Below are 24,050 nucleotides of genomic sequence, written 5' to 3' on the forward strand. Positions count from 1 at the left end.
AAATACATATAAAGTGTTATCTATAAAAAATTTACACGCTCGTGTAGAAGATAAAGAGATCTTAAAAGGACTTAATTTAGAAGTAAAAGCAGGCGAGGTGCATGCGATCATGGGACCAAACGGTGCCGGAAAGAGCAGCCTGGCTTCGGTACTGGCGGGCAGAGAAAACTACGAAGTAACCGAAGGTTCTGTAACCCTGGATGGTAAAGACATCCTGGAAATGGCTCCTGAAGAGCGCGCAAGAGAAGGTGTCTTCCTGGCGTTCCAATACCCTATCGAGATCCCGGGTGTATCTAATATCAACTTCCTGAAAACAGCTCTGAACGAAATCCGCACACACCGTGGACTGGACCCGATGACGGCAAAGGAATTCCTGCAAAAAAGCAAGGAAAAACAAGCACTTGTTGAGTTTGACGCGAAACTGGTAAACCGTTCGCTGAATGAAGGTTTCTCCGGTGGTGAGAAAAAACGTAACGAGATCTTCCAACTGGCTATGCTGGAACCAAAACTGGCTATCCTTGATGAAACAGATTCTGGTCTGGATATCGATGCACTGCGTATTGTAAGCCGTGGCGTAAATAAACTGCGCAGCGAGAACAATGCTTTTATCCTCATCACGCACTATCAGCGCTTACTGGACTATATCGTTCCGGATTATGTGCATGTATTGAGCGATGGTAAGATCGTAAAAACTGGTGGTAAAGAGTTAGCCCTGGAACTGGAAGAGAAAGGCTACGATTGGTTGAAGTAATAACACAAACAAAAATGACTACAAAACAACTGGAATCTCCTTTATACGAAAGTTTACAGGCTCAGTTTGAGATCGTGTCCCTGCAGGATCAGCATGAAGCGACCAAAGCATACCGCACTCAGGCCATGGAAACCTTCCGTGCATTAGGATTCCCTTCTATAAAAAATGAAGAATGGCGCTTTGCCAATGTATTGCCGCTGGTAAAAACAACTTATGAAGTAAGTGCAGACAAAAATGCACAGATTTCTGAAGAGACTTTAGCCCATGCCCAATCATTGATTGCTGCGCATAAAGAAGATATTTTACCTAAGCTGAAAGGCGAGGAAAAAGGTGCTTACCGTCTGGTAACCATCAATGGCGTGTTCTCCAAAGAACTGTCTTTCCTGCCGGATAATGCTGGTATCACAATCAGTACGATTGGTGAGGCAGTAGATCATCCGGGCTACCAGGAGTATTTTGGTAAAATCGTTACCCTGGAAAACAATGCATTTGCAAGTCTGAACTCCGCAATGTTTACAGACGGTTTGTTTATCGAACTGAAAGCAAATACGGTACTGGATATGCCTATTCACATCATTAAGGTGAAACTGGCTTCGGGCAATGCTTTGTTCCAGCCACGTAACCTGTTCATCGTGCGTAAAAACGCACAGATGGATGTCATCGAGACCTATATCTCTGATGCGGATAACGAGGCTGCTATCCTGATCAACGGCGTGAGTGAAATCGCACTGGAAGAGAATGCACACTTCTTCCATTATGATATCCAGAAGGGTTGCAAAAACATTCGCAAAATACAGCGTAATGAAGCGGTGCAGCAAAAGCACAGCAATTACAGTAACTATACATTTACTTTCCCGGGTAGCAGTTTTACCCGTAACAACCTGACCATTCATCTGAATGATGAGGCTATAGAAAGTCACTTATACGGTCTGTACCTGACTGCCGGTGAGCAACTGGTCGACAACCATACTGAAGTACACCATAAGAAACCAAACGGCGAGAGTAATCAGCTGTATAAAGGTATTATTATGGATAAGAGTAAAGCAGTATTCAACGGTAAGATCTATGTGTATGAAGATGCACAGAAAACAAATGCTTTCCAGCAAAGTAACAATGTACTGTTCAGCGAACAGGCTACGGTACATGCCAAGCCTCAGCTGGAGATCTTTGCTGATGATGTAAAGTGTAGCCATGGTACAACTATTGGTCAGCTGAACAAAGAAGCGATCTTCTACCTGAAAAGCCGTGGTATCGGTGAAGAGCAGGCCAAACAACTGATGGTGAAAGCCTTTGCCTTTGATGTGGCTGAAAAAATCAAAATTCCGGCGCTGAGAAGCTATGTGGAGGAGATGATTATAGAAGAAATGAAAGGACACTAGTCCATTATCAACATAAACGCAGAAAGGACAGCTTAACCGTTGTCCTTTCTGCGTTTTAATAAGTGATATGAAACCCAAACATTACCTCCTGGCTGCACTATGCACCATTATCCTGGGCCTTAGCCTTAGAAAGGTATCACTCGTACCCTTATGGATCGGAGATGCCCTGTATGCGGTTATGATCTATTTCGGAGCCAGGGTTATATTTTATGGCATAGCAACATCTACAGCCGCCATTATAGCACTCTGCTGGTGTTATGCTGTGGAGTGCCTGCAACTGGTGCAACAACCATGGTTAAGCCATATCAGACAAACACTTCCGGGCAGACTGATACTGGGCCAGGGATTTCTCTGGAGTGATCTGGTCGCTTATGCTGCTGGCATTGTCTTCGTTTACCTGATTGATCAGTTTATATTAAAAAAGAAGGGATGATTATAAATCATCCCTTCTGCATAAATTTTACTTTATTAACCTTCCTGCGGGTCATGAATTTTAAACTTCAATCCCTGCATATCGGGGCTCAGCCTCAGCTGGCAAGCCAGGCGGAAGTTATCTTCCAGGTCCGGCAGGGTATCCAGCATGGCATATTCATCATCGCTCATCTCCGGCAGAGTATCCAGGCCTTCAGACACCTCTACACAGCAGGTAGCACATAAAGCCATACCGCCACAAGTTGCCAGAACCGGGTATTCGCTGGCCTTCAGCATTTCCATCAGGCTCAATCCCATATCTGTAGGGCATTCCAGGGTATCTACAGAACCATCATGGTTCTCGACATATACCTGAATCATATTATCTTCCATAAAAAATATACTGATTTTCTGAAGGCAAAATTACAGCTTTACCGTCGGTAATTTTACATCGTGATAAAATAAAAATTGCCAGCCTTCTGTCTTCCCCTGCTCTGCCCAGCGTTCTCTCAGCTCCATGGCCAGCTTGCCATTATAGTCATACTTAGCTACATATTTGATTTTCATCTGACGAGCCTGAGGAGCCTCATCACCTCCGAAAAATATCTTGCCTTCTGCGGTATCAATCCAATAGACAATATGTTCCGGACTATGTCCGCCACTGTGTTCGTAATGAATATAGCCATCGATAGTGCCTTTACTTTCTTCCAGCCATACCACGCGATCACTACTCTTGAGTGCATCCAGATCTTCTGTAAAGTAAGATGGTGCACCTTTTTCATAGGCAAATGTCATCTCAGGGAAATATACATAAATCTTTGCCTGTGCAAAAGCCGGCTCTTCCATGATTACCGGCAGACCGCCTGCATGATCTTTATGCAGATGGCTCATCAGTACTTTGGTTACATCTTCCGGGTGAATATTATGCTGCGCCAGGTTAGCGATCAATTGCGCTACTCCATCAGCATTATGAAAACCCAGTCCGGCATCGCAGATAATGACATCACGGTCATTAACGATCAGGAATGGCTGTACTTCTACCAGTATAGACCCTATAGAACGGTCATTCAGTTCATCTTTGGTTTCATCAAAAGGCAGGAATGTCTTATCTCTCCCAACCGTAAAAGTGCCTTCTGACAAAGGAAATATCTGTGTTTGCATAAAATGGTTTATCTGATCAGAATATGTCTGTCCGCATCCAGTCTCAGCATAATGAAGATCAGGACAGAGAACGACAGGAGGGAGGTACCTCCATAGCTTAACATAGGTAAGGTAATCCCGATTACGGGCGCAAGACCCATAGTCATAGAAAGGTTGATCGCAAAGTGGAAAAACAGTATAGAGGCCACACAGTAGCAGTATACCCTGCTGAATACCGACCGTTGCCGCTCGGCGAGCACTACAATCCGTAACAATAAGGTCAGGTACAGCAATACCAGCATCATACTGCCTATAAAGCCAAACTGCTCCCCGATACCGCAGAATACGAAGTCGGTATGCTGCTCCGGCACGAAGGAGTATTTTGTCTGTGTACCATTCATAATACCCTTACCTGCCAGGCCACCGGAACCTATAGCAATTTTGGACTGGCGTACATTATAATCCGCATCCTTTTTAGCCGCCTCTCCGGGCTTTTGAAACTCCAGCGGTACATCCTGCCCCAGCATAGAGTAAATACGCTCTACCTGATAGCCTTTAAATACGTTTTTGAAGATATAGGGAACGATCAGTTGTGAGAACGTAACCGCTATGAGCCAGCCCCCTACTATAAATAATATTACTATCCTTTGTTTCTTGATTTGTCTCCACAGCAACCATACACAAAGCAAAGCGATTACGGTAATACCGATAAACAAAGGCAGGCGCTCGATCAGCAGAGAAGAGAGGAATAAGGCTACACCGCTGATCCCTACGATCAATATACTGTTCGGCAATCCCTCACGGTACATGGGCAGGAAGAAGGCAAAGTACACCAGTGCCAGCCCCGTCTCGTTCTGCAGGATGATCAGTGCACAAGGTATCATCACAATCGCGGTTGCAATCAGGCGGTCCTTAAGGGTGTTGAATTTAGTATCCTGCGCAGACAGGAACCTGGCCAGGGCCAGGGCTGTAAATATCTTACAGGCCTCTCCCGGCTGGAAGGTAAAAGAGCCGAATTTGATAAAACTATGCGATCCCTTTACCTCTCCCCCGATCACAAAGGTGATCAACAGGAGGAAGATCCCGAAAACATAGGATAAATTGGATAATGAATAAAAGACCTTGCTGTCTGTAAATAAGATAATGAATCCGATAAAACAGGAAATACAAAGCCACATCAGCTGCTTCATATGGCTTTTCTCCATATTGAAAAACGGCTCAGAGAAACTGGTGTACTCTGAGGTGTACACAGCCATTATCCCTACAGTGATGAGGGATAAAACCAGTAATAATGTAGGCCAGTCTATACGGGCAAGAACAGGTTTACGATGTGTAGGCATGAACAGCAGGTGTGTTTAGCAGAATTAAGTATAGGTATAATATAGTTATTTTTTCAGGCGGTAGAATCGTTCCAGCATAGTATTTACCAGCAGGGTATCTCCGCGCTTCATCATAGCAGCCTGGCTTTCTTTATCAGCCATTTTCATTTCCCATCTCAGGCGGTCTTTAATACGTTGCAGGGAGTCAATGGTATAGGTATATTTTTTGACCAGGTTTGCATTGAACATTTTTTCTTCCAGTGGTTTGCGCTTTACAGAATCTGTCAGGTATTTTTCCATCATCAGACTGGCTACAGGACCAGCCCAGGTAGCACCGTAACCCGCATTCTGTACCACTACCGCAATCGCAATTTTAGGATTGTCTTTCGGAGCAAAGCATACGAATACCGAGTGGTTATCCAGCTTGGTCTTCTTACCGAAAAGCAGGGCATAGTTCTCTACCGTACCGGTCTTGGCCGATACAGCAATACCCGGCAGCTGGGCCACCTTACCCGTACCATTGGTTACCACCATCTCCATACCATCGATTACCGCCTGGTAATATTCTGTAGGGATATGTGTAGTCTGGTGTTTCTCCAGGTATTTTTTCAGTTTGGGATGTTTGGGATCGCCACCAATACTTTTTACCAGGTGCGGTGTATAAAAGTAACCTTTATTGGCAATCATACACATTGCATTGGCCAGCTGTAAAGGTGTTACTGTAACCTCTCCCTGCCCCATACCGATAATAGACATGTTACAGGAATTCCAGTTACCATTATAGGTTCTGTTGAAATAGTTGGTGTCTGGGATATTACCACCGCCTTCTGAGCTAATATCTACGCCCAGTGGTTTACCGAAGCCAAAATGCTCCATATATTCATACCAGGTAGATAATCCCTTATGTACTCCTCCGAATTTGGGCAGGTCTACAATCTTACGGAACACATCACAGAAGTAGGCATTACAAGAGTTGGCCAGGGCCACCTTCAGATTGGCCGCGTGTCCATGACCACTGTGTGTACACCCTACTCTCTTACCACAGGCATAATAGCCCCCAAAACAAGGGTAACCAAATGCGGGTGTAATAGCACCTACATCCAGTCCTACAAGCCCGGTAATCGGTTTAAAGGTCGATCCAGGAGGATAAAAAGCCTGGGTAGCATAGTTCAGTAAAGGTTTGGTCGCCATTTTATTCAGTTCACCAAAGTGCTTTCCTTTTTCTGCACCAGTAAGCAGGTTAGGGTCAAAGCTCGGGGCTGAGACCATAGCCAGTATCCCCCCGGTTCGGGGATCAATAGCGATTGCACTTCCGATCTTACCGGACATCAGTTTTTCACCATATGCCTGCAACTCTGCATCTACATATAACTGCAGCTCTTTACCACCAATAGCAGCCGTATCCATATCGCCGTTTTTATAGGCATCTCTCGGACGGTTCATTACATCACGTACGAGATATTGCACCCCACGGGTACCTCTCAGTTCTTCTTCATATACATTTTCCAGTCCGCTCATCCCCACATAATCGCCCTGGCGGTAACTGGAGAAGCGCGAGTTTTCCAGCATCGCAGGCGTTACCTCACTAAGGTAACCCAGCATCAATGCGCCTGAAGATTCAGGATAGGAACGCATACTGCGCTCTACAAGCTCAAAACCGGGAAACAGGTACATATTCTCCTGTAGTCTGGCGTTCAGTTCTTTGGAAAGTTCTCCTTTATAAACACCCGGTTTTTGCTTACCATTTTTGACCAGTACTTTGTTTAATTCTTTTACAAAGTCGGCCGGGGTGATGCCCATAATACCGCAGAAAGTGGCGGTATCCATATCTTTTGTGATACGGCTAGGTGTAACGACCAGATCGAACGTCACATTATTATACAACATGGGTTTCCCGTTGCGATCCACGATACTGCCACGGGCAGGATAGATCACCTTACGGAAAATGGCCTGATCATCGGCCAGTATCTTATATTTATCGTCCCATACCTGCAGATTGAACAAGCGGAAAATCAACACCACAGCCATTGCGGCAAATAACAGGCGAACAATCCAAGCTCTGGGATTACTACTGAAATTGAACATGTATAAATGGAATAAATCGGAATTAGCACAAATATAAAAAAGACAGTAATGCCAACGCATTTTTTGCGCAATATTTATCAAAAACAAGCGATCCGGCCCCAAAATGGAGCCGGATCGCTTGTTTTTATTTGTATTCAGGTTTCTTAGCGGATCAGGGTTACATTACCCGATTTGCGGAAACGCTGATTGGTATCTTTACAATAAGCATCAATTTCCCAAACATAAACCCCCATGGTACATTCGATACCTTGCAGATCGCGACCGGTCCATTTCACATTAGGGTTAGTGGTGCTGAATACTTCTCTGCCCCAACGATCATATATTTTGAAATAGTTGATCTGCGTCAGCTGCAGGTTCAGTAATCCGAAGTTTTCATTTTTAGGAACGAATGCATTCGGCAGGCGGATATCTTCACAAGGTACTCCTACTTTAACCGAATCAATTGCAGTACAACCGCTTGGTGCAGTTACGGTTAAGTAATAGGTCATATTCTGCGCAGGTCTTACTCTTGATACTGGTTGGTTGGTTACAGATTCAAAGAATACATCCGGAGTCCATTTGTAGGTGTAAGTAGGTCTTACTGTTGTTTGCGGGCCACCCAGCTGTGTAATAGAACCATCAGTGATCACACGGTCTTCACCGGCATCAGAACGGATATTATCCACTCTAACATTGAACGTTTCTTTTACGATACAGTTAGGAGCATAGTTGATCGCTACAGTGTATACGGTTGAATAATCAGGCCATACTTTTACGAAACGGCCAGCCAGGGTATCAATATTGTAATTAGGGCTCCAGGCAAATGAATCGGTGCCGAAAGTCAGTACGTGCATGTTGATGGTATCACCGCTACAGATAAGGGTATCCTGAACAGTCAGGTTATAAGACGGGTGATCAATTACAGTGATTGGTTTACAGAAATGGCGTTCTGTAGCCAGGCCCTGGTCAACGGTCAGGAATACAGAGTACGTACCGGTAGCATTGTATTTTACCGGATCCGGAATACGTTTGTTAGATCCTGAAATAGAAGCATTAGAGCAATTATCATATTTTATGCGGGTCAGTGTATTGTCAGAACTTACTACGTGCATATATACACCGTTCTCGTCTCTTACGGCATTAGATAATGCGGTAGGTAACAGAATCTCCGGCATAGTCATTACACTGGATCCAGGAACTGCGGCAATAGAAGCAGGCCAGTATAAGGTTACCCACTCACCGTTATTTTTATTGGTCACATAACCATAGTAGTCGTTACAGTTTTTAACCACTGCGATACCACTTGGCACATCCAGGTCTCCGCTCAGGGAACCCATATCTACTGCAAATGGTACGTTCAGGTAAGAGTTACCGAAGGTTACATGTGCCAGTCTGCTGGAGTTTTCGTTGGTTACGATGAAGTGGTGGTTACCCAATTCTGTAACCGCTGCAATTCCGCTAGGGCCGTCAAAAGCATTGCTGATATTACCAAAGCTTGTCGTGTTCTGGATTACATCAATATTGCTGCTCAGATCCAGACGCGTCAGCTGGTTATTATTATTAAATGTAAATACGCGGATAGAATCATTTTCTACCACGGTAAACAGTTCTCTTGGTTGATTTAAAGTCGCGGTTACATTGTATGCGAAGAAACCGGTCGGTGCATAGTTAAGGCCATCGTTAAAGTCCAGACGAACAAAACGGGCATTACCTATTGCTGATGAGCCGATTACAAATACGTGCCAGCCACCTGCATCTTTGATTACAGAAATACCGGTAGGATTATCCGGAACGCGGTCCTGATAATGTCCGAAATCGGTAACGATCGGTGGCAGTTCTATACCATCTTCATACTGATAACGGAAAACCTTACCATCCTGACTGCCGGTGAAGCTATAGTAAAAAGTATCTACTTTAAGTGTTGTCAGACAAGTGTTTGTATTAAGCTGATAGTTGCCTGTACCCACATTTGTGGCATTTACCGTACCCCCAAGCAAAGGCGGACAGAAAGACCAGTTATATGTCTGCGCATTATTTACCAATATATTTGGGGTAAACTCAGACCCTAAACAAATAGTATCATGCGTAAAAGAAAACAATGGTGTTTCCAATTGTGCCTCTGCCTTAGGCAGACAGCAACCCAAACCCAGGATAGTTAACAATAACTGTAGTTTTCTATTCATATCAATTCTTAAGAAAAAGCCATGGTGAACGGCACACGGAGGCGCCGGAAAAATTCAAAATTTTGGCTAATGTAATAATAATATCGCACATTTTCATAAAATATTGCTAATTTTATTTTTCATTATTCTGACAATTTATGCGTAACAGACTTTTACCGCTTACCCTCCTTTCTACTTTATTATTTTCCTCCAATACCCATACCAGCTTTGCCAAAGAAGGCATGTGGCGACCAGCCGACCTGAAAAAGCAGGAGGCTGAAATGAAAAAAGCCGGATTACAGATTCCGGTGACCCAGTTATACAATGATGGCAAACCTGCCCTGAACGATGCTGTGGTTATTTTCGGCGGTGGCTGTACCGGCGAGGTAGTATCCTCACAGGGACTCATCTTTACCAACCATCACTGTGGTTATGGCGCCGTGCAGGGTGTAAGCTCTAATGAGAAGAACTACCTGATCAATGGTTTCTGGGCCAAAAGCAATGCGGAAGAGATTCCCTGCCCCGGCTTATCGGTAACATTTATCAAAAAAATAGAAGAAGTAACCAAAAGTGTACTGAGCGGTATTACGGAAGAAACTTCTGAAGAAGAACGCAATAAAATCATTGCGAGTAACATCAAATTTCTGGAAGCCGGCTATAAAAGAGCACTGGGCTTTACGGCCGAGGTAAAGCCTTTTTACAACGGCAATGAATACTGGGTTACCGTACTGGAAAAATATGATGATGTGCGCCTGGTGGGCTTTCCGCCAAACGGCATTGGTAAATTCGGTGGTGATACCGACAACTGGATGTGGCCACGCCAGACCGGCGATTTTGGCATCTTCCGTGTGTATGCAGGTGCAAATAATAAACCAGCTGCCTATAGTCCGAACAATAAGCCCTACAAGGCCAGCCAATACTTCGCCGTAAACACTTCCGGGGTGAAAGAAGGTGACTATACCATGGTGTACGGTTTCCCTTATGTAACCCGTGAATACCTGAGCAGCGCACAATTAGCACAGACCCAGGATGTTATTGATCCTATTCGTATTGCAGCACGCAAAATCAAGCTGGGTGTATGGGATGAGGCGATGAGACAGGACCCTAAAACATTCCTGAAATATGCGTCCAAACAATCTTCTATCAGCAATGGTTATAAGAAATGGCAGGGCGAGATCCGCGGCCTGGAACTGAATGATGTGAAGAGCAAAAAACTGGCTTATGAAACCCACCTGATGGAGCGTAGCAGTGAGGATACCGGTATCAATAATCCTAAAAATACCCTTAGCCAGATTACGGCTGCTGTGGAACATAACAACCCATATCTGAGGGCGTATGAAAGCACCAATGAAACTGTACTGGGTATTGAGATTGTAAGCCAGGCGGTGTATCTGCAGCGTGTGCTGAACATTCACCGTCAACATATTACCGGCCAGGCACTGACCGATACGCTGTCTAAAGTTAAGCGTGGGCTGAGTAGTTTTTATAAGAACTACGACCCTGTACTGGACAAGACATTGTTCGAAAATCTGATGCCGTTTTACTACATGCAACCTGGTATTGCGGTTGCGCCTAAAGTAAAAGCCCTGTATGCTGAAAACGGAAGCGATTTTGGCAAATGGAGTGGTAATGTATTCGGACAGAGTGCTTTAGCCTTACCACAACTGGCTATGCACTATTTCGACAGCCCTAAAGCAAGCGATACTATCGATATCAAAAACGACCCTGCATATAAAATCTATGCGGCGGTAACAGAATGGCAGGACAAGCAAGTGAAACCTGAAATGACGGCTTTCAGCAAGCGTATGGATTACCTGAACCGTGTGTACATGCAACAGCAATTGCAATACATGGGCAAGGATCGTAATTTCTATCCTGATGCAAACCAAACATTAAGACTGACCTACGGTCATGTGCAGGGCATTACACCGCAAGGATCTTCCCTGTATTCATACAAAAGCACGCTGGAAGATGTGATCGCGAAGCACAATCCGGATATCGAGGAATTCAACGTTCCGGTAAAACTGCGCGACCTGTATATGAGCAAGGATTATGGTCGCTGGAATGTAGACGGTACTGTACCGGTTACCTTTATTGCCAGCAATCACACCAGTGGCGGCAACTCCGGCAGCCCGGTACTGAATGCCAAAGGACAGCTGATCGGTATCAACTTTGACCGTGTATGGGATGGTACGATGAGCGATCTGTATTACGATCCTAATCTGTGCCGCAATATCGCAGTAGATATCCGTTATGTATTATTCATTATTGAAAAATATGGAAATGCTTCATGGCTCTTTAAAGAAATGAATTTAGTGAAGTAAGTTTTGTAACTTTATAGAACAGTATGAGATACATACTGTTCTTTTTTTTTAACCCAAAAATCTGAGCTATGCATGCTACAATCATTGCCGTATATGACCAGCAAGACAAAGCGGTTGCAACGGTAGAAACACTTAAAGAAAGCGGTTTCGGAAAAAAACATATGACCCTGTTGGGTAAGGTTGATGCAGATGATGCATTACAATCAAAAATGAGCACTACAGCCGCCGCATCTGTTGGTGCAGGTGCCATTATTGGCCCGGTAGTAGGTGCTTTAGCAGGCATTGGTATTATTGCAATTCCAGGTCTCGGATTCATCTACGGTGCAGGCGCACTGGCAGGTGCTATCATGGGATTTGACTTTGGTATTATTGGTGGCGGTATCATCGCTAACCTGCTGCTGGACGGGGAGAAAAGTGAAATTGCTGATATGTATGAAAAAGAACTGCAGGAGGGTAAGACCTTGCTGATCTTCCGTGACTCGCAGGAGGCTGGTGAAAAAGCCATGGAAATAATCAAACAAAAAGGCGGATATAATGATGTAACGATGCATTAATATCTTATGCTGATTTTGGATAATAGGGCTGCAAGTAATATGCAGCCCTATTATGTTTGAATACATATCGGCAATAGCAATCTTTCTATATTCCCAGATATGTTACATTCCGTTTACAATAAAAAAAACAGGTATCTGATGATTGCATCATTGATACCTGTTTTTGTAATGAAGAAGACCATTTATTGCCCTTTTGGCGCTGATCCTTTTTTATCGCGTGATTTACGATCTGCCTTGTCTTTGGGTGTATCCGCAGAGGTGGCAGGTACTGGTGTTGCTGGTGTAGTTTGTACATCAATTGCAGACGTTCCCGCAGGTGGCGGTGTTGGTGCAGTCACCGTATCCGTTCTTGGTGGTTCCTGCGTCTGATTTACATTCTGGTTGTTTTCCTGAGCCATTGCGGTACCTAAGCCCGCGATACAAAATACGGCTGCTGACAAAATTACTTTTTTCATAATCCTTAAATTTTGTCTGTTCCACTAAAAATACAGCCTTAAAAAACAGAACAGACTTGTTTTTGTTGTGATACAATCGTTTTATTAATGATCAATTGTAGCCGGCTGAGTTTTTAACGTAAAGGTTCATTACATAAGCAGTGATGTACTTTGGTTATCGATTTGTTATTTCAAAGAAAAGGCCTTTTTACGCAAAACAGGGAATATGATTGTTAATGAATTGTTGCACAAAATTCCTTTTAACAGGTTTTTTCAGATTCTGAAACATGTCTTTTGCATTTATGGTACAAAGGGTGGAATTTCACTAATAAATCCCAATAAAAACCGGGATCTTCTTTCGAAAATCCCGGCAACATTTATATCATTTCTGCTGTCTACCAGCCCAATAGTTTTTTCATTTTAGCACCCACTTCTGTCTGCATCAGCCAGGACTTGATTTTAGCCAGGCCTTCAAAAGCAGGGGCATCTTCTGCAAACGGCGGAGCCAGCGCACTGATCTCATCATAGATCCAGCGCGTAGCCGGCGATAAGCGCTCTTTGAAATCTTTGGCATCAATCGCCTGTATAATAGCCCAGGCATGCACCGCAAGGGTTTCAAAAGAGTTTTCGATTACTTTAGCACAGATGAGCGCAGCATTGGTGCCCATGCTCACGATATCCTGGTTATCATTATTGTTCGGGATACTGTGTACATACATAGGGTTACTCAACATCTGGTTTTCGGCCACATTACTCACTGCAGGATACTGCATACCCTGTATACCGAAATTCAGCCCCAGTACTCCTTTATTGATAAAAGGTGTCAGGCGTTTATTCAATGCAGGATTCAGCAGGAAGTTCAGCTGGCGCTCTGCCAGCATAGATAATTTTGTAACGGCTATTTTAAGTTTATCCATTTCCAGGGCTACATAATCGCCGTGGAAATTACCGCCATGATATATATTCTCTGTACGGTAGTCCACTACAGGGTTATCATTTACAGAGTTCAGCTCTTGCTCTATAATCTGTGCAGTATACTCGATCGTATCGTAGATAGGACCCAGGATTTGCGGCACGCAGCGCAAGGAATAATATTCCTGTACCTTATCTTCCAGTACACTCTCGGTTACTTTCTTTTCATACAGGTGCTCATGTCTTTTACGCATCAGCCCGCTGTTTTTAGTGATCGCGCGCATAGCTGCGGCTACGATATTCTGCCCTTTATGCAGCTTCACACCATTCAGCTCTTCAGAGAAGTGGTCATCATAGGCTTCCATGATCTCATTCACCATCAGGGAGAACAACATCTCACCCGCCAGTAATTTACGGGCATGCAATACATTAATCGCACCGATTCCGGTCATGGCAGAAGTACCATTCAACAGGGACAATCCCTCTCTCATATGAATCTGCAAAGGCTTAAGCCCTACCGCCGCAAATACTTCTTTTGCCGGTAATACCTGACCCTGGTATTGGAAATAACCTTCACCGATCAGGCCCAGTGCCAGGTGTGCCAGTTGTACCAGATCACCGCTGGCCCCTACTCCACCATGCTGGTATACGCAAGGATAGGCTTCTTTATTGATCAGGTCTTTCATCAGGATCACTAACTCAGGATGTACTCCGGAGTAAGCTCTCATTACTGTATTCAGTCGTGCCAGCATTAAGGCGCGGCTCTGATCCGGAGTCAGCAAAACGCCCATACCGGAGCTATGGCTCCTGATCAGGTTGAGCTGTAACTGACGGCAATCTTCATCCTCAATACGGTATTGCGCCATAGGGCCAAAGCCGGTATTGATTCCGTATATCAGTTTATCTTTCGAGAAAGACAGGAGAAAATGATGTGATGCTTCCACTTCTGCTACCGCTGCGGCATCCAGTGCAATTTCATCTTTCTGCAAAACGATCTGCTCCAGTGCTTCCAGCTGCAATAATTTATGGCCAATTATTTCCATGGTTTTTCTTTATGCTGTTAAGGTCCGGTTTAAATCCGGCAGGTAAATATAGGTTTTTTATCTCCTTTCGTGCTGGTTTTCATCCTGCTCCAGGTGCAATATTGCTGCATCTATATTATAGATTTCTTTGAGGTGCACTTTCATTTGCTCTGCCGCAAATACCGAACGGTGCTGCCCACCGGTGCAACCAAAGCTGATGGTCAGCTGATCGAAACCACGTTGCAGGTAATCGTTGATCGTAATATCTACGGTACCAAATACATTCTCCAGGAACTGTGGCATGCGGGTTTTATTCAGCAGGTATTCCTGCACCGGATAGTCACGACCCGTCTGGGTTTTATAGATCTCCATACGGCCCGGGTTCAATACACCACGGCAGTCAAATACAAAGCCGCCACCATGTCCGCTGGTATCTTTAGGCAAGCCTTTCTTATAAGAAAAAGAATAAATCTTTACCGTTAAGGGATGCTCCGGATTTTGTGTCGGAATATGAAACTGCTCGATCACCTCCGGCTTTACCAGCTCCTGCAGCACTTTACTCAGCTCAGGATATTTGATCAGGTAAGCATAGTCCTTTACGTATTCCTGCAATTGCAATAAGGCAGGGTATATGCTGGAAATGAAGTGTGGCTTACGTTCTATCAGTCCCCTCAAACCATAGGCACCAAGGGTCTGCAATATGCGCAGCAGTACACACTCCAGGTATACTTTCATGAAGTGCAGCTCATCGAAATCAGAGATCTCTTTGGTGGCCTGAATGGTACGAATGTAATGACGCTCCAGGTGTGTTTTCCAGGCTTTAGGCAATTGCGCTTTGGCCTGCCATAACAGGGACACCAGGTCATAATGGGGCAATCCTTTCATCCCACCCTGGAAGTCGATATAGCCCGGCTTCCCATCCTGCAACATAATATTGCGGCTCTGGAAGTCGCGGTACATAAAGGTTTTCACCGATTCTGAATCCAGGTCACGGCTCCAGCTCTCCAGCTCTTCCTGCAAGATGGTTTTATCATAATTCAGCTTCAACACATCGGCAAAGTAGTATTTGAAGTAGTTGAGATCGGCCAGGATAGCTTTCTGGTCAAATGCCGCTGTATTATAACACATGGTATAATCGATCTCACGACCCGCTACCCACTGGAAGCGCACCAGGTCGGCCACCGCTTGCTCATACAGGGCCTTAACCTCATCGGTCTTTCCTTCTTTCAATACCATTTCCAGCAGTGAGCGTCCGCCCTTATCTTCCATAAGGTAACAGATATTATCGCTGGTCTGATCATAGATCTCCGGAACCGGTAATCCATGCTTCAGGAATATTTTAGTGAAATAGAAATAAGTATTATTCTCTCTCTTATTTTTGCTGTATGCACCGATGGCACGGTGTTTCGCACCAATCAGCCGTACATACATACGGTCAGAACCAGAAGGAGGAATAGCCTCAATCTTATCCACCGGTTCATTAAAATGCTTGGTGTATAATTCGCTTAACCGGTCAAGGTATGCGGTTGTATCAGACATCTGAACTGTTATTTTTGGGGTAATCGTATAGTAATAATTGTCTCTTTGCCTTGTGGTAATCGGCCCATGTATCTGCATCAATGCTAAAGGCTATGATCCCACAGGTAGGCACATTGTCCGTAGTAAAGCCCGGTATGGCATCATTCACCATATCGGTTATACCCGGGTTATGCGCCACGATGTATATGGTATTGTAGGCGTCATCTGCTGCACAGATCTGATCTTCGAGCCTTTCCGGGCTTGCATGATACAGGAAGCGGTCCCAATGTATGTCATTGGTAAAGCCCGTTGCGGTTGCAATCAGCTCGGCGGTTTGTTTGGCCCTTTTTGCAGTACTGGCATAGATCGCATCCGGTTGCAGACCGTATTGCAACAGTCGCTTGCCCATCAATGATGCATTTTCCTTACCGCGGCTGTTCAGCGGGCGGTCAAAATCGAGTTGTCCCAGTTCTGCCCAGCTGGATTTGGCATGACGAATGATGACGATGCGCTTACTCATGGCTGTCAAATGTTTTTAAATGAAATGCTGTTCCGTCAAACTCACCATAGGTGTTCAGGCTAATCCAGTCACCCAGGTTGATATACCAGCTGTTGCCTAATGGCAGGGTCATAGCCAGGTGACGATGCCCGAAAATGAAGTAGTCGATATGCTCCCGCTGCAAATATTCTTTAGCAAAGATCACCAGCCACTCCCGGTCCTCTCCTTTGAAATCGCCGTCATGTGCCCCCTGGTGCTTGGCTCCCCTGCGGCTGAAGTAATTGGCAATACCCACACCGGTATCCGGGTGCACCCTGCGGTACAGCCATTGTGCAAACGGACTGCTCATTACGCTTTTCAGGAATTTGTATTGGTGATCGCCGGGTCCCAGACCATCTCCATGAGCCACGAAGAATTTCTTACCTCCGGCTTCAAAAGTGATGGGTCCGTAATGCACCGGAATATTGAGTTCCTCGGGAAAATAGTTCCGCATCCAGAGGTCATGGTTACCGGTAAAGATCTCTATAGCAATACCGGCATCTGCCATTTCGGCCAGCTTGCCCAGGAAGCGGGTGTACCCTTTTGGGACTACATTCTTATATTCAAACCATACATCAAACAGGTCTCCGACCAGGTATATTTTTTCGGCTTCGTCACGGATGCGGTCCAACCACTGACAAATACGTCTTTCCCTGAGCAGACTGGAGGCCTTATCAGGTATGCCCAGATGGAAATCTGAGGCAAAAAATATTTTCTTTCCTTGAGGGAGCTGCATATGGCAATATCAGGGGCAAAAATAGCTAAATTGCCGGGATTATTTTGCAATAAATATGTTGGTATTTATAAAAAACACCTATATTTGCAGCCCTGACAGAGAGAGGTGTCCGAGTGGTTGAAGGAGCACGCCTGGAAAGTGTGTATACGGGAGACTGTATCGAGGGTTCGAATCCCTTCCTCTCTGCAAAAAGCGATATTTTTATGCAAAATATCGCTTTTTTTATTTTAAGTCGATAAGGATAAAAACGTAAAATGCCCGTAAATACTGTATTTACGGGCATTTTTAGCTAATCAATGAAAATTTTAGAATTTACTAAAATTAAATAGCGTTAATCAATTAGCTCAGTAGACTTATATCTTACCTCTGTTGTTGTCTACAAAAACTACTTCATACTCCCTTCACTATCGGCATGTGCAATGGTCTTTCAAAAAATATAAGCTTGATATTAACCGATCTTCTCCGTTATTTCATAGCATATGTAGTCTTTTTATAATAGGTGAATTTTCTTAATTCACTATCCTACAGTCTTAACCCCATTTCGTAAACTTCAAATAATCGTTCTTCAAGAAGGCCTTATTGCTGAAAATTGTATTATTCACATTAACATCAATACTTATTTTTTCGAGCCTCTATTTATCAAATAAATTCCTGAGTTAAAAACACTTTCGTTTACTAAGGTGTTTAACCTTTCCGTTTGACAAAAGAGTTAAATGGTGCTGGTGGGAATTATAGCTTATCAATTGAAATTACTTCTCGACCGCTAACGCGATTTTTTTGCATCATAATCATCTTGTTATTTAAATATCATTAATATTGAAAAAAGAATAATTGAAAATATAAATACATATCCCGCAAAGCTAAGTGCTTTGTTTCTGAATTTCCGAACCTTATCATCCTTATTTTGAACGGGTTTTTCATATGACGTAAATATTGATAGGTCAAGTTTTGGCGAAGGAAATAAATTGTTTGTGTTCAGAACCTCCAAATAGCAATACAAAATATAACTTGTCAAAAAAGAGACAAAAAACAAAGCAAAACAAACGCCTGTTAAAATTGAAATAAATTCACTCATATTAATTATCCTTCTTTGGTTCATGTGTGCTGTCATATCCTCCAATTTTGCAGAAGACTTAACCTTCGATTCCAGTGCTTACCATTCAAACTCTTTATTAGATAATTCTAAGTCACCAGATAGATCATTTTGAAAAACAAGTATTCCCATTGAATTCCATTTATGAATTAGAGCGAGTCTTAATTTTGGCTCAATATCTCTTTTTACAATGTTTGTTTTCCTATACAAATATTTTTTTAAAAGTTTATTAAATGCCAATTTTTCAAGTTTACTTTTTGTATTAGGATCTACTTTATAAAAGTCTATTTCTCTAGCTTTTTGACTAGAAAGTTTAACCACTGTAGGTATCCGATCTAATTCAAAATTATTGTCAACAAACTCAATATTTGCAGGCATAACATACTGAATAATATCACTAGAATTTGAATCAATAATTTGTACGTTTATACTCAAATATATTGTCGTTCTCGATTCTACATTTTTGAAATAATAACCAATATAAGAGTTTAAAACCGAGTCATTTCTTAAATGGTAAATTCCAAATTTGTTTTTCTCTCCAGCTTCTTTGTTTTGAGTACCATTTTGTGAGAAAGTGGTTAAGGAAATGAGAAGTAATAATATTGAATAAGCATATTTTTTCATATAAGTATTTTTTTTATAGACTATATTTTCTGAATAAAAGAGATATTCTTTAGGAATACAGGGCTTATCGTCTCTTACTTAGAAAGTAGTCTTTTACTTAAGAAATTTAAGTAAGCTGTAGGAAAATTTCTCCCAAAAAATCGGATGTTGTATCAAAGGTTTAATGAATTCTCTCAATCCCTATTCAAAAGGTTTGTTAGAAAATTTAAAATTCCATGATAGATCATTTGAAAAAAAAAGTATTCCTTAATGGCTCCATTTAAGAATCTATTTTTAATTTTCTCATATGATTTCAATCAACAGTTATTATTTTCCATTGCTCATAATTAAAATACGCAGTATCGACATTTCTCATTTTTATTTGAAATTTCCCCCATTTTCTTGTCTTAGTCAAATGAGTGGTATCTCCATTAGAAATTATTTTTATTTCTATATTAGGATGTCTGGCATAATTTCTATCGGGTGCCATAGTAAAATCAACGTAACCATTTATTGTATACATGTTATCTTTCGGATTTAAACTTGCACTTTCTAAAATAACAGGTAGTTCATTAGTACCTAAAATAAAGGCTTCTTTTTGATTTGTTAAGTGTACCTGTTCTAAAGGAACATATAATTTTGTGGCGCAACTTGATAAAAAAAGTGCTGCGAATACTATAATTGAATTATATCTCATGTAATTATTTTAATTTAATTTTCAATTTGCCTTTGATAGCCGCCTGGGTTTGGGTTACCATAAAAATCTCCTTCCATTAATACACTTCTATTGTGTGCACCATCCATACCAGGATAAAATCCTTTTAGCTTATAGTTAAGGAATGTCGGATTGGTAGTTGGCATTCGGTATGGCAATCCCTGTGCGGTACGGAACCAATTCTCTCTTAATTCATGATATACTACAGAGGAACGATTAAGAATTTTACTATCATTAGGTGCAAATTGATAAAAAGTAGACGGTGGAATATAAACTAACCCATCAACTCCTGCTGGACGAGTAAGGGCATCTTTATCTTGTTCAAGGCCCCCATTAATGTTTTTTGGTGTTTTTGATAATGAGAATACTCCGCCAGTTACTTTTTTTCGCCTACCCTCTTGATAAAATTGATAGGTTTTACTTCCGTTAAATTCAAAAGTTAAATCTTTTCCGTCTTTGTCTTTAGCATTTACCAAATCATTGATTAAAGCTAAACCTTTATTTTCTTTAAGCAGGTTATCCTTTTCAGATTGCGACATGTCGCCGAAATCCAGGGAAACAGTTCCATCCTCACCAAATTTAACATATTTAGATCCATCCATGCCATCCTTACTAATTGCTAATCCTTTGATGTCTTTTTTTTCACCTTCTGAATACCCCTCGGTATTAGAAATTCTAAAAATATCTCCTAAAGGATCAATATTATTAATTGGGTTATTACCCATTGAAACATAAGGGCTCATCGAATATACCATTTCTGCTTTTGTGTCTATGCCATTAAACCTCCCTATCTGCGGATCTAAGCCACGGTAAAAAGTCTCATATGTTTCCAGCCCAAAAGAACGATTCAGTTCAATGCCTTGATATTTATTTGGTTGTAAACTACTAAGTGCTGCATTTGAACTAATTGTTAAGCCGTATGGATAATAATGGTTCTCTTCCAATACTTGCCCTTTGAAATGAGAAATCTGAACATTATCAAACCATACATCCGTACCAATACTGTTATTATCTACAAATACAACGACGTATCCTGGCTGAGTCATCGGATTTGGATTGACACTCATATTGCTGAACGTGCCCGGGAACAGAGGAATGCCAATCTTTCCACTTAAGGTTGGTATCAGATTGAAATTCTCATCAAAAAACAAATAGTTCAATCCTGCTTTGGGTCCGTTATTTTGTTGTTGCAAATCCATCTGTTGTTCAATAAAATTTACTACTTCCTGATTTCCTAAAGCCTGATTGATCATGCTTTTGCTTTCACCTGCTTCTTCTACAGGAATGCCCCCAACTGTTCCACCAGTCAATGCCGATAATAACGAATTTACAACTTCTTCAGCATGTGGTGTTTCTGTAGTTTCCGTCTGATCACTTTCATAGTAGCTATCCGCTGCAAAGGTAAACTTATCACCAGGCATCACCCGCAGCATAATAGCGGTGCCAATGCGCATATGGGGGTCATTAGCTACCAGGTGTGCGGCCTTCAGGTCACCGGGGCTGATACTACCCGGCTTATCATCACGAACCAGGGCAATATTATCAAAGATCAATTGCTCACTGTTTGCCGTTGCAATTTCATGCAGCGCCAGATACTGTTGATTGATTGGTTGTGCGGTGACCGTGCTGCGCACATTCCCAAGGTGATCTTTAATAAAGTAGTCGTACACAAATTTGGTCTGTCCGCTTTGTGCTCCAGTGGTCACTACTTCCGGTCTGCTGCGGCCCTCTTCATTCAGGATATACTGCAGCACATTGTCTTTGTACACAAAGCTCCCGATGTAATCCCAAACCTCAGTGGTATTGGCTACATCGTCATGTACGGTTTTCCGAAGACGGTTCCCCGATGCGTCGTACATATAGCTTATATTACCCTTGCCGTTCACATTTATTTTTGATGGCTTATTGAGGTAGTTATACGTAATACTGACACCTTTATTTTCATCTGTAATCATGTTTCCATTAGCATCATAGGTATATTCTATCCCCAGATCAGCACCATCCTTAAAGTCGGGCAATGTGCCGGTTGAGGCAGCTGTAACATTATCCTTCACCTTTACTAACTTATTGCTGGTAACTGCATAAGTATACTGGAGCTGGTCCATATTAATAGGGTTCGTGATGATGCCTCTTTGGTTCATGGTCAGGATATTACCGCGGTCATCATAGCTTATATTAGAAGCCGTATAGTCCTTATGGCTATTGGTCCATAATCCGCCTTGCGACAGCTCCCGGTATTCGGCATGGTTCAGGCGGCTCAGTTTATCATAAGTGTATCCATAAGCATTATTTGTTCCAGAACCTAGTGAATCGTAATACTTCCAGGTAATACCGGCGATATTTCCATTGTACAGCTTGTTGGCAAAGCCATCATCATAATGCAGGGTTTCATTAAAGAAGTTTACATCATGGTTCGTTGATTTGCGCGCTTGTATATGATTGAGCCATCCCCGTATGTTGTATTCATGCAGGATATCAGTTGAAGTGAATTGCTTAATTACCGGCTGGTTAAGATGGTTATAATCATAATAGGCCAGCTCATACGGTGTGCCATCATTTATACTTTGGGTAAGGCTCCATACCAGGTCATTGCCGCCCTGTAAGGAAAGGTTGCGTTTATAGGTTTTATCCAGTTTTATATTAGTAAGCGCAGTAGTTGCTCCTGGTACAGCCTGTGCAGAAGGGTTCTGATGCCAGGTAATATTGCGATACGGCATGCCCTGGAAATAATACAGGCTACCGGTAATATCAGTCCCTCCGTTAAGGTTAGTTTGCGCACTCTGAATTGGTCGTCCTTTATCATCATAAAACTGTGCTGAGGTAAGCCACTGGTTGGTATTCGGATTATCCGGATCCAATACGCGAATTTTGCTGCCGGTAATCATACCTTTAGTAGCAAAAGTATTGCTATAGTTTACTACGCTGGCATCTCCCACAGGTGCCGCAGGTATTTTACTTGAATTAAAAGATACCCCGGTTAATTCTGCGTAATCATCGTAATAGGTATAGCTCAGGATATAAGCATTGGTAATGCTGCCCGGATAGGTATGGTAAAGATCGGTCTGTGTCGCGTAATAGCGCCAGTCCGGTGCAGAATAAGTTCCAGCACCACTTATGGTGGTTACCATTGCACTTCGATTATCAGTACTGTTTATCAGGGCATTGATTACCGGGCGGTTCATCGCATCATAAACAGTCATCATCCATTTATCCTGTGCACGTAAATTCCCATCCTGGCTCAGAACCATCCGATCCCTGCTGTCATAAACCATATATTCCACGGCCTTGCCAGGAATCTTTCGTTCTACCAATCTTCCCCTTCCGTCATACCGATAGGAATAATATAAACCGTCCGGATTCTCTAAATTCGGGAGCGACCAGGTATAGTAATAAGTCGTGGTGGTAATATTGTTAACTGTATTACTGCTTACATCTACCTGCGGTATGGTTGCTCCGGGGGGAAGTACATAGCGCAGACGGCCAAGATCATCATAAACATAAAAGGTATAGGTATAATTGATCGGGAACATCTCTTTCGGTGCTACGGTATACATCGGAGCTGTACTAATTTGGGAAAGCTGTCTTCTGGCCACTATTCTGCCTAGTTTATCGGTTACCTCTTCACTTTGCTGCCCATCTTCATCGGTTACACGGGTAATGTATAGCTGTCCATCTTCATAATGACCATCATACTGAAGGGAGTTCGTGCTGCCAACGCTAAAATGCGGATAGCAGCCTTTCACTACATAATAGGTAGGTGAGGCACCATTCAAAAGGTATTTTTCTCCGTTGACATCATAAACCATTGTCTTTCCCCGACTGCTGCCTACCCAGTTCTTGCCCGGTGCCATCTGTTTAACCGGACGGCTCAATGGTGAATTGTCAAACTCAGTAATTCCATAAGGCTGTTGACCATCTGCAGGCGGATAGAACTGTTCAATACGCATTTTCGCATTATATTGAAGATTACCGTCTGAAGACGTTTCCTGCGCCGTAAATGGTAGGAACTGTACACTTTCCCTACCCATGGCATCATAAACATGATGCTGTATAATATCGTACCCATCTGCATGTGCCTTGAAATTTACAGATTGCAGCGGACGGCCCTGTCCGTCAATGTATTGAGTCATTTGCCGGTGCTTAACACTACTATTGATGTAGGTAGTTGGCTCGTCTGGAATCTCAACACGTACATAATTCTTCTTGATCGTATCGGAAAAATTGACAACAATTGGATAGCTGCCCAAAGCAGGTGCAACAGCAGTTGTTACCGGAATATTGCTATTTCCAGTCTGGGCTATAACGGAGAAGGCCGAAGAAGCCAGCAATCCCGTTGAGATAATATAATTGATATAATAAAAGTATTTTGACATGA

Annotated in this window: 18 protein-coding genes and 1 tRNA gene; 6 read left to right on the top strand and 13 right to left on the bottom strand. The window is 42.8% G+C overall.

The genetic code is table 11. The features are described from left to right. Positions 1-13: 13 nt before the first annotated feature. From sufC to EMP01_RS02875, 3 genes are all read left to right on the top strand, one after another. Positions 14-751: a Fe-S cluster assembly ATPase SufC gene (gene sufC / locus EMP01_RS02865; RefSeq protein WP_129019976.1), complete on the top strand. Its 738-nt coding sequence runs from the start codon at positions 14-16 to the stop codon at positions 749-751. Between the two features lie 14 nt (positions 752-765). Beyond that, positions 766-2,130 carry a Fe-S cluster assembly protein SufD gene (gene sufD / locus EMP01_RS02870; RefSeq protein WP_129019977.1) on the top strand — a complete coding sequence of 455 codons (1,365 nt, stop codon included), beginning with the start codon at positions 766-768 and terminating at the stop codon, positions 2,128-2,130. A 67-nt stretch (positions 2,131-2,197) separates the two neighbouring features. Next, entirely contained in the window at positions 2,198-2,563 is a 366-nt protein-coding gene (locus tag EMP01_RS02875) for a ribosomal maturation YjgA family protein (protein ID WP_129019978.1), read from the top strand. Positions 2,564-2,598: 35 nt separating this feature from the next. On the opposite strand, the gene EMP01_RS02880 is transcribed toward EMP01_RS02875, so the two are convergent. The 5 genes from EMP01_RS02880 to EMP01_RS02900 all read right to left on the bottom strand — a co-directional run bounded on the left by EMP01_RS02880 (position 2,599) and on the right by EMP01_RS02900 (position 9,247). Continuing rightward, positions 2,599-2,934 carry a 2Fe-2S iron-sulfur cluster-binding protein gene (locus tag EMP01_RS02880; RefSeq protein ID WP_202615979.1) on the bottom strand — a complete coding sequence of 112 codons (336 nt, stop codon included), beginning with the start codon at positions 2,932-2,934 and terminating at the stop codon, positions 2,599-2,601. Between the two features lie 30 nt (positions 2,935-2,964). Then, on the bottom strand, positions 2,965-3,702 hold the full coding sequence (locus EMP01_RS02885) for an MBL fold metallo-hydrolase (protein WP_129019979.1): 738 nt from the start codon (positions 3,700-3,702) through the stop codon (positions 2,965-2,967). Positions 3,703-3,710: 8 nt separating this feature from the next. After that, positions 3,711-5,021 (bottom strand): rod shape-determining protein RodA, encoded by a 1,311-nt coding sequence (gene rodA, locus EMP01_RS02890; RefSeq protein WP_129019980.1) that lies wholly within the window; start codon positions 5,019-5,021, stop codon positions 3,711-3,713. Positions 5,022-5,066: 45 nt separating this feature from the next. Then, positions 5,067-7,085, bottom strand: coding sequence for a penicillin-binding protein 2 (gene mrdA, locus EMP01_RS02895; protein ID WP_161971197.1), 2,019 nt, complete (start codon positions 7,083-7,085; stop codon positions 5,067-5,069). A gap of 143 nt (positions 7,086-7,228) precedes the next feature. Then, positions 7,229-9,247, bottom strand: coding sequence for a T9SS type B sorting domain-containing protein (locus tag EMP01_RS02900; RefSeq protein ID WP_129019982.1), 2,019 nt, complete (start codon positions 9,245-9,247; stop codon positions 7,229-7,231). Positions 9,248-9,384: 137 nt separating this feature from the next. On the opposite strand from EMP01_RS02900, the gene EMP01_RS02905 reads away from it, so the two are divergent. Both EMP01_RS02905 and EMP01_RS02910 read left to right on the top strand, forming a co-directional pair. Continuing rightward, on the top strand, positions 9,385-11,550 hold the full coding sequence (locus EMP01_RS02905; RefSeq protein ID WP_129019983.1) for a S46 family peptidase: 2,166 nt from the start codon (positions 9,385-9,387) through the stop codon (positions 11,548-11,550). Positions 11,551-11,618: 68 nt separating this feature from the next. Then, positions 11,619-12,104, top strand: a complete 486-nt coding sequence (locus EMP01_RS02910; RefSeq protein WP_129019984.1) for a hypothetical protein — start codon at positions 11,619-11,621, stop codon at positions 12,102-12,104. 182 nt (positions 12,105-12,286) lie between these two features. Here EMP01_RS02910 and EMP01_RS02915 read toward each other — a convergent pair whose 3' ends face one another. From EMP01_RS02915 to EMP01_RS02935, 5 genes are all read right to left on the bottom strand, one after another. Further along, positions 12,287-12,559: a hypothetical protein gene (locus EMP01_RS02915; protein WP_129019985.1), complete on the bottom strand. Its 273-nt coding sequence runs from the start codon at positions 12,557-12,559 to the stop codon at positions 12,287-12,289. Between the two features lie 374 nt (positions 12,560-12,933). Continuing rightward, complete coding sequence (locus EMP01_RS02920) at positions 12,934-14,493, bottom strand: HAL/PAL/TAL family ammonia-lyase (protein WP_129019986.1); 1,560 nt, start codon at positions 14,491-14,493, stop codon at positions 12,934-12,936. Between the two features lie 57 nt (positions 14,494-14,550). Further along, positions 14,551-16,011 (bottom strand): RapZ C-terminal domain-containing protein, encoded by a 1,461-nt coding sequence (locus tag EMP01_RS02925; RefSeq protein ID WP_161971198.1) that lies wholly within the window; start codon positions 16,009-16,011, stop codon positions 14,551-14,553. Beyond that, positions 16,004-16,510 carry a SixA phosphatase family protein gene (locus EMP01_RS02930; protein WP_129019988.1) on the bottom strand — a complete coding sequence of 169 codons (507 nt, stop codon included), beginning with the start codon at positions 16,508-16,510 and terminating at the stop codon, positions 16,004-16,006. The genes EMP01_RS02925 and EMP01_RS02930 overlap by 8 nt, the downstream gene beginning before the upstream one ends. Then, entirely contained in the window at positions 16,503-17,264 is a 762-nt protein-coding gene (locus tag EMP01_RS02935) for a UDP-2,3-diacylglucosamine diphosphatase (protein WP_129019989.1), read from the bottom strand. The genes EMP01_RS02930 and EMP01_RS02935 overlap by 8 nt, the downstream gene beginning before the upstream one ends. A gap of 99 nt (positions 17,265-17,363) precedes the next feature. On the opposite strand from EMP01_RS02935, the gene EMP01_RS02940 reads away from it, so the two are divergent. Next, a tRNA-Ser gene (locus tag EMP01_RS02940) sits at positions 17,364-17,450 on the top strand. A gap of 967 nt (positions 17,451-18,417) precedes the next feature. Here the strand turns inward: EMP01_RS02940 and EMP01_RS02945 are convergent. From EMP01_RS02945 to EMP01_RS02955, 3 genes are all read right to left on the bottom strand, one after another. Then, a complete protein-coding gene (locus tag EMP01_RS02945) occupies positions 18,418-18,981 on the bottom strand; it encodes a hypothetical protein (protein WP_129019990.1) in 564 nt (187 codons plus the stop codon). A gap of 292 nt (positions 18,982-19,273) precedes the next feature. Further along, positions 19,274-19,657 (bottom strand): hypothetical protein, encoded by a 384-nt coding sequence (locus EMP01_RS02950; protein ID WP_129019991.1) that lies wholly within the window; start codon positions 19,655-19,657, stop codon positions 19,274-19,276. Between the two features lie 14 nt (positions 19,658-19,671). Beyond that, on the bottom strand, positions 19,672-24,048 hold the full coding sequence (locus EMP01_RS02955) for a DUF6443 domain-containing protein (RefSeq protein WP_129019992.1): 4,377 nt from the start codon (positions 24,046-24,048) through the stop codon (positions 19,672-19,674). Between the last annotated feature and the right edge of the window lie 2 nt (positions 24,049-24,050).

The sequence above is a fragment of the Edaphocola flava genome (assembly GCF_004118155.1).
GTDB lineage: Bacteria > Bacteroidota > Bacteroidia > Chitinophagales > Chitinophagaceae > Edaphocola > Edaphocola flava.

Coding starts and splice junctions, on each gene's coding strand:
- EMP01_RS02920 (WP_129019986.1), bottom strand. CDS start 14,493: ATGGAAATAATTGGCCATAAATTATTGCAGCTGGAAGCACTGGAGCAG.
- EMP01_RS02910 (WP_129019984.1), top strand. CDS start 11,619: ATGCATGCTACAATCATTGCCGTATATGACCAGCAAGACAAAGCGGTT.
- rodA (WP_129019980.1), bottom strand. CDS start 5,021: ATGCCTACACATCGTAAACCTGTTCTTGCCCGTATAGACTGGCCTACA.
- mrdA (WP_161971197.1), bottom strand. CDS start 7,085: ATGTTCAATTTCAGTAGTAATCCCAGAGCTTGGATTGTTCGCCTGTTA.
- EMP01_RS02900 (WP_129019982.1), bottom strand. CDS start 9,247: ATGAATAGAAAACTACAGTTATTGTTAACTATCCTGGGTTTGGGTTGC.
- EMP01_RS02885 (WP_129019979.1), bottom strand. CDS start 3,702: ATGCAAACACAGATATTTCCTTTGTCAGAAGGCACTTTTACGGTTGGG.
- EMP01_RS02950 (WP_129019991.1), bottom strand. CDS start 19,657: ATGAGATATAATTCAATTATAGTATTCGCAGCACTTTTTTTATCAAGT.
- EMP01_RS02915 (WP_129019985.1), bottom strand. CDS start 12,559: ATGAAAAAAGTAATTTTGTCAGCAGCCGTATTTTGTATCGCGGGCTTA.
- EMP01_RS02925 (WP_161971198.1), bottom strand. CDS start 16,011: ATGTCTGATACAACCGCATACCTTGACCGGTTAAGCGAATTATACACC.
- EMP01_RS02945 (WP_129019990.1), bottom strand. CDS start 18,981: ATGAAAAAATATGCTTATTCAATATTATTACTTCTCATTTCCTTAACC.
- EMP01_RS02930 (WP_129019988.1), bottom strand. CDS start 16,510: ATGAGTAAGCGCATCGTCATCATTCGTCATGCCAAATCCAGCTGGGCA.
- EMP01_RS02905 (WP_129019983.1), top strand. CDS start 9,385: ATGCGTAACAGACTTTTACCGCTTACCCTCCTTTCTACTTTATTATTT.
- EMP01_RS02955 (WP_129019992.1), bottom strand. CDS start 24,048: ATGTCAAAATACTTTTATTATATCAATTATATTATCTCAACGGGATTG.
- EMP01_RS02880 (WP_202615979.1), bottom strand. CDS start 2,934: ATGGAAGATAATATGATTCAGGTATATGTCGAGAACCATGATGGTTCT.
- sufD (WP_129019977.1), top strand. CDS start 766: ATGACTACAAAACAACTGGAATCTCCTTTATACGAAAGTTTACAGGCT.
- EMP01_RS02875 (WP_129019978.1), top strand. CDS start 2,198: ATGAAACCCAAACATTACCTCCTGGCTGCACTATGCACCATTATCCTG.
- EMP01_RS02935 (WP_129019989.1), bottom strand. CDS start 17,264: ATGCAGCTCCCTCAAGGAAAGAAAATATTTTTTGCCTCAGATTTCCAT.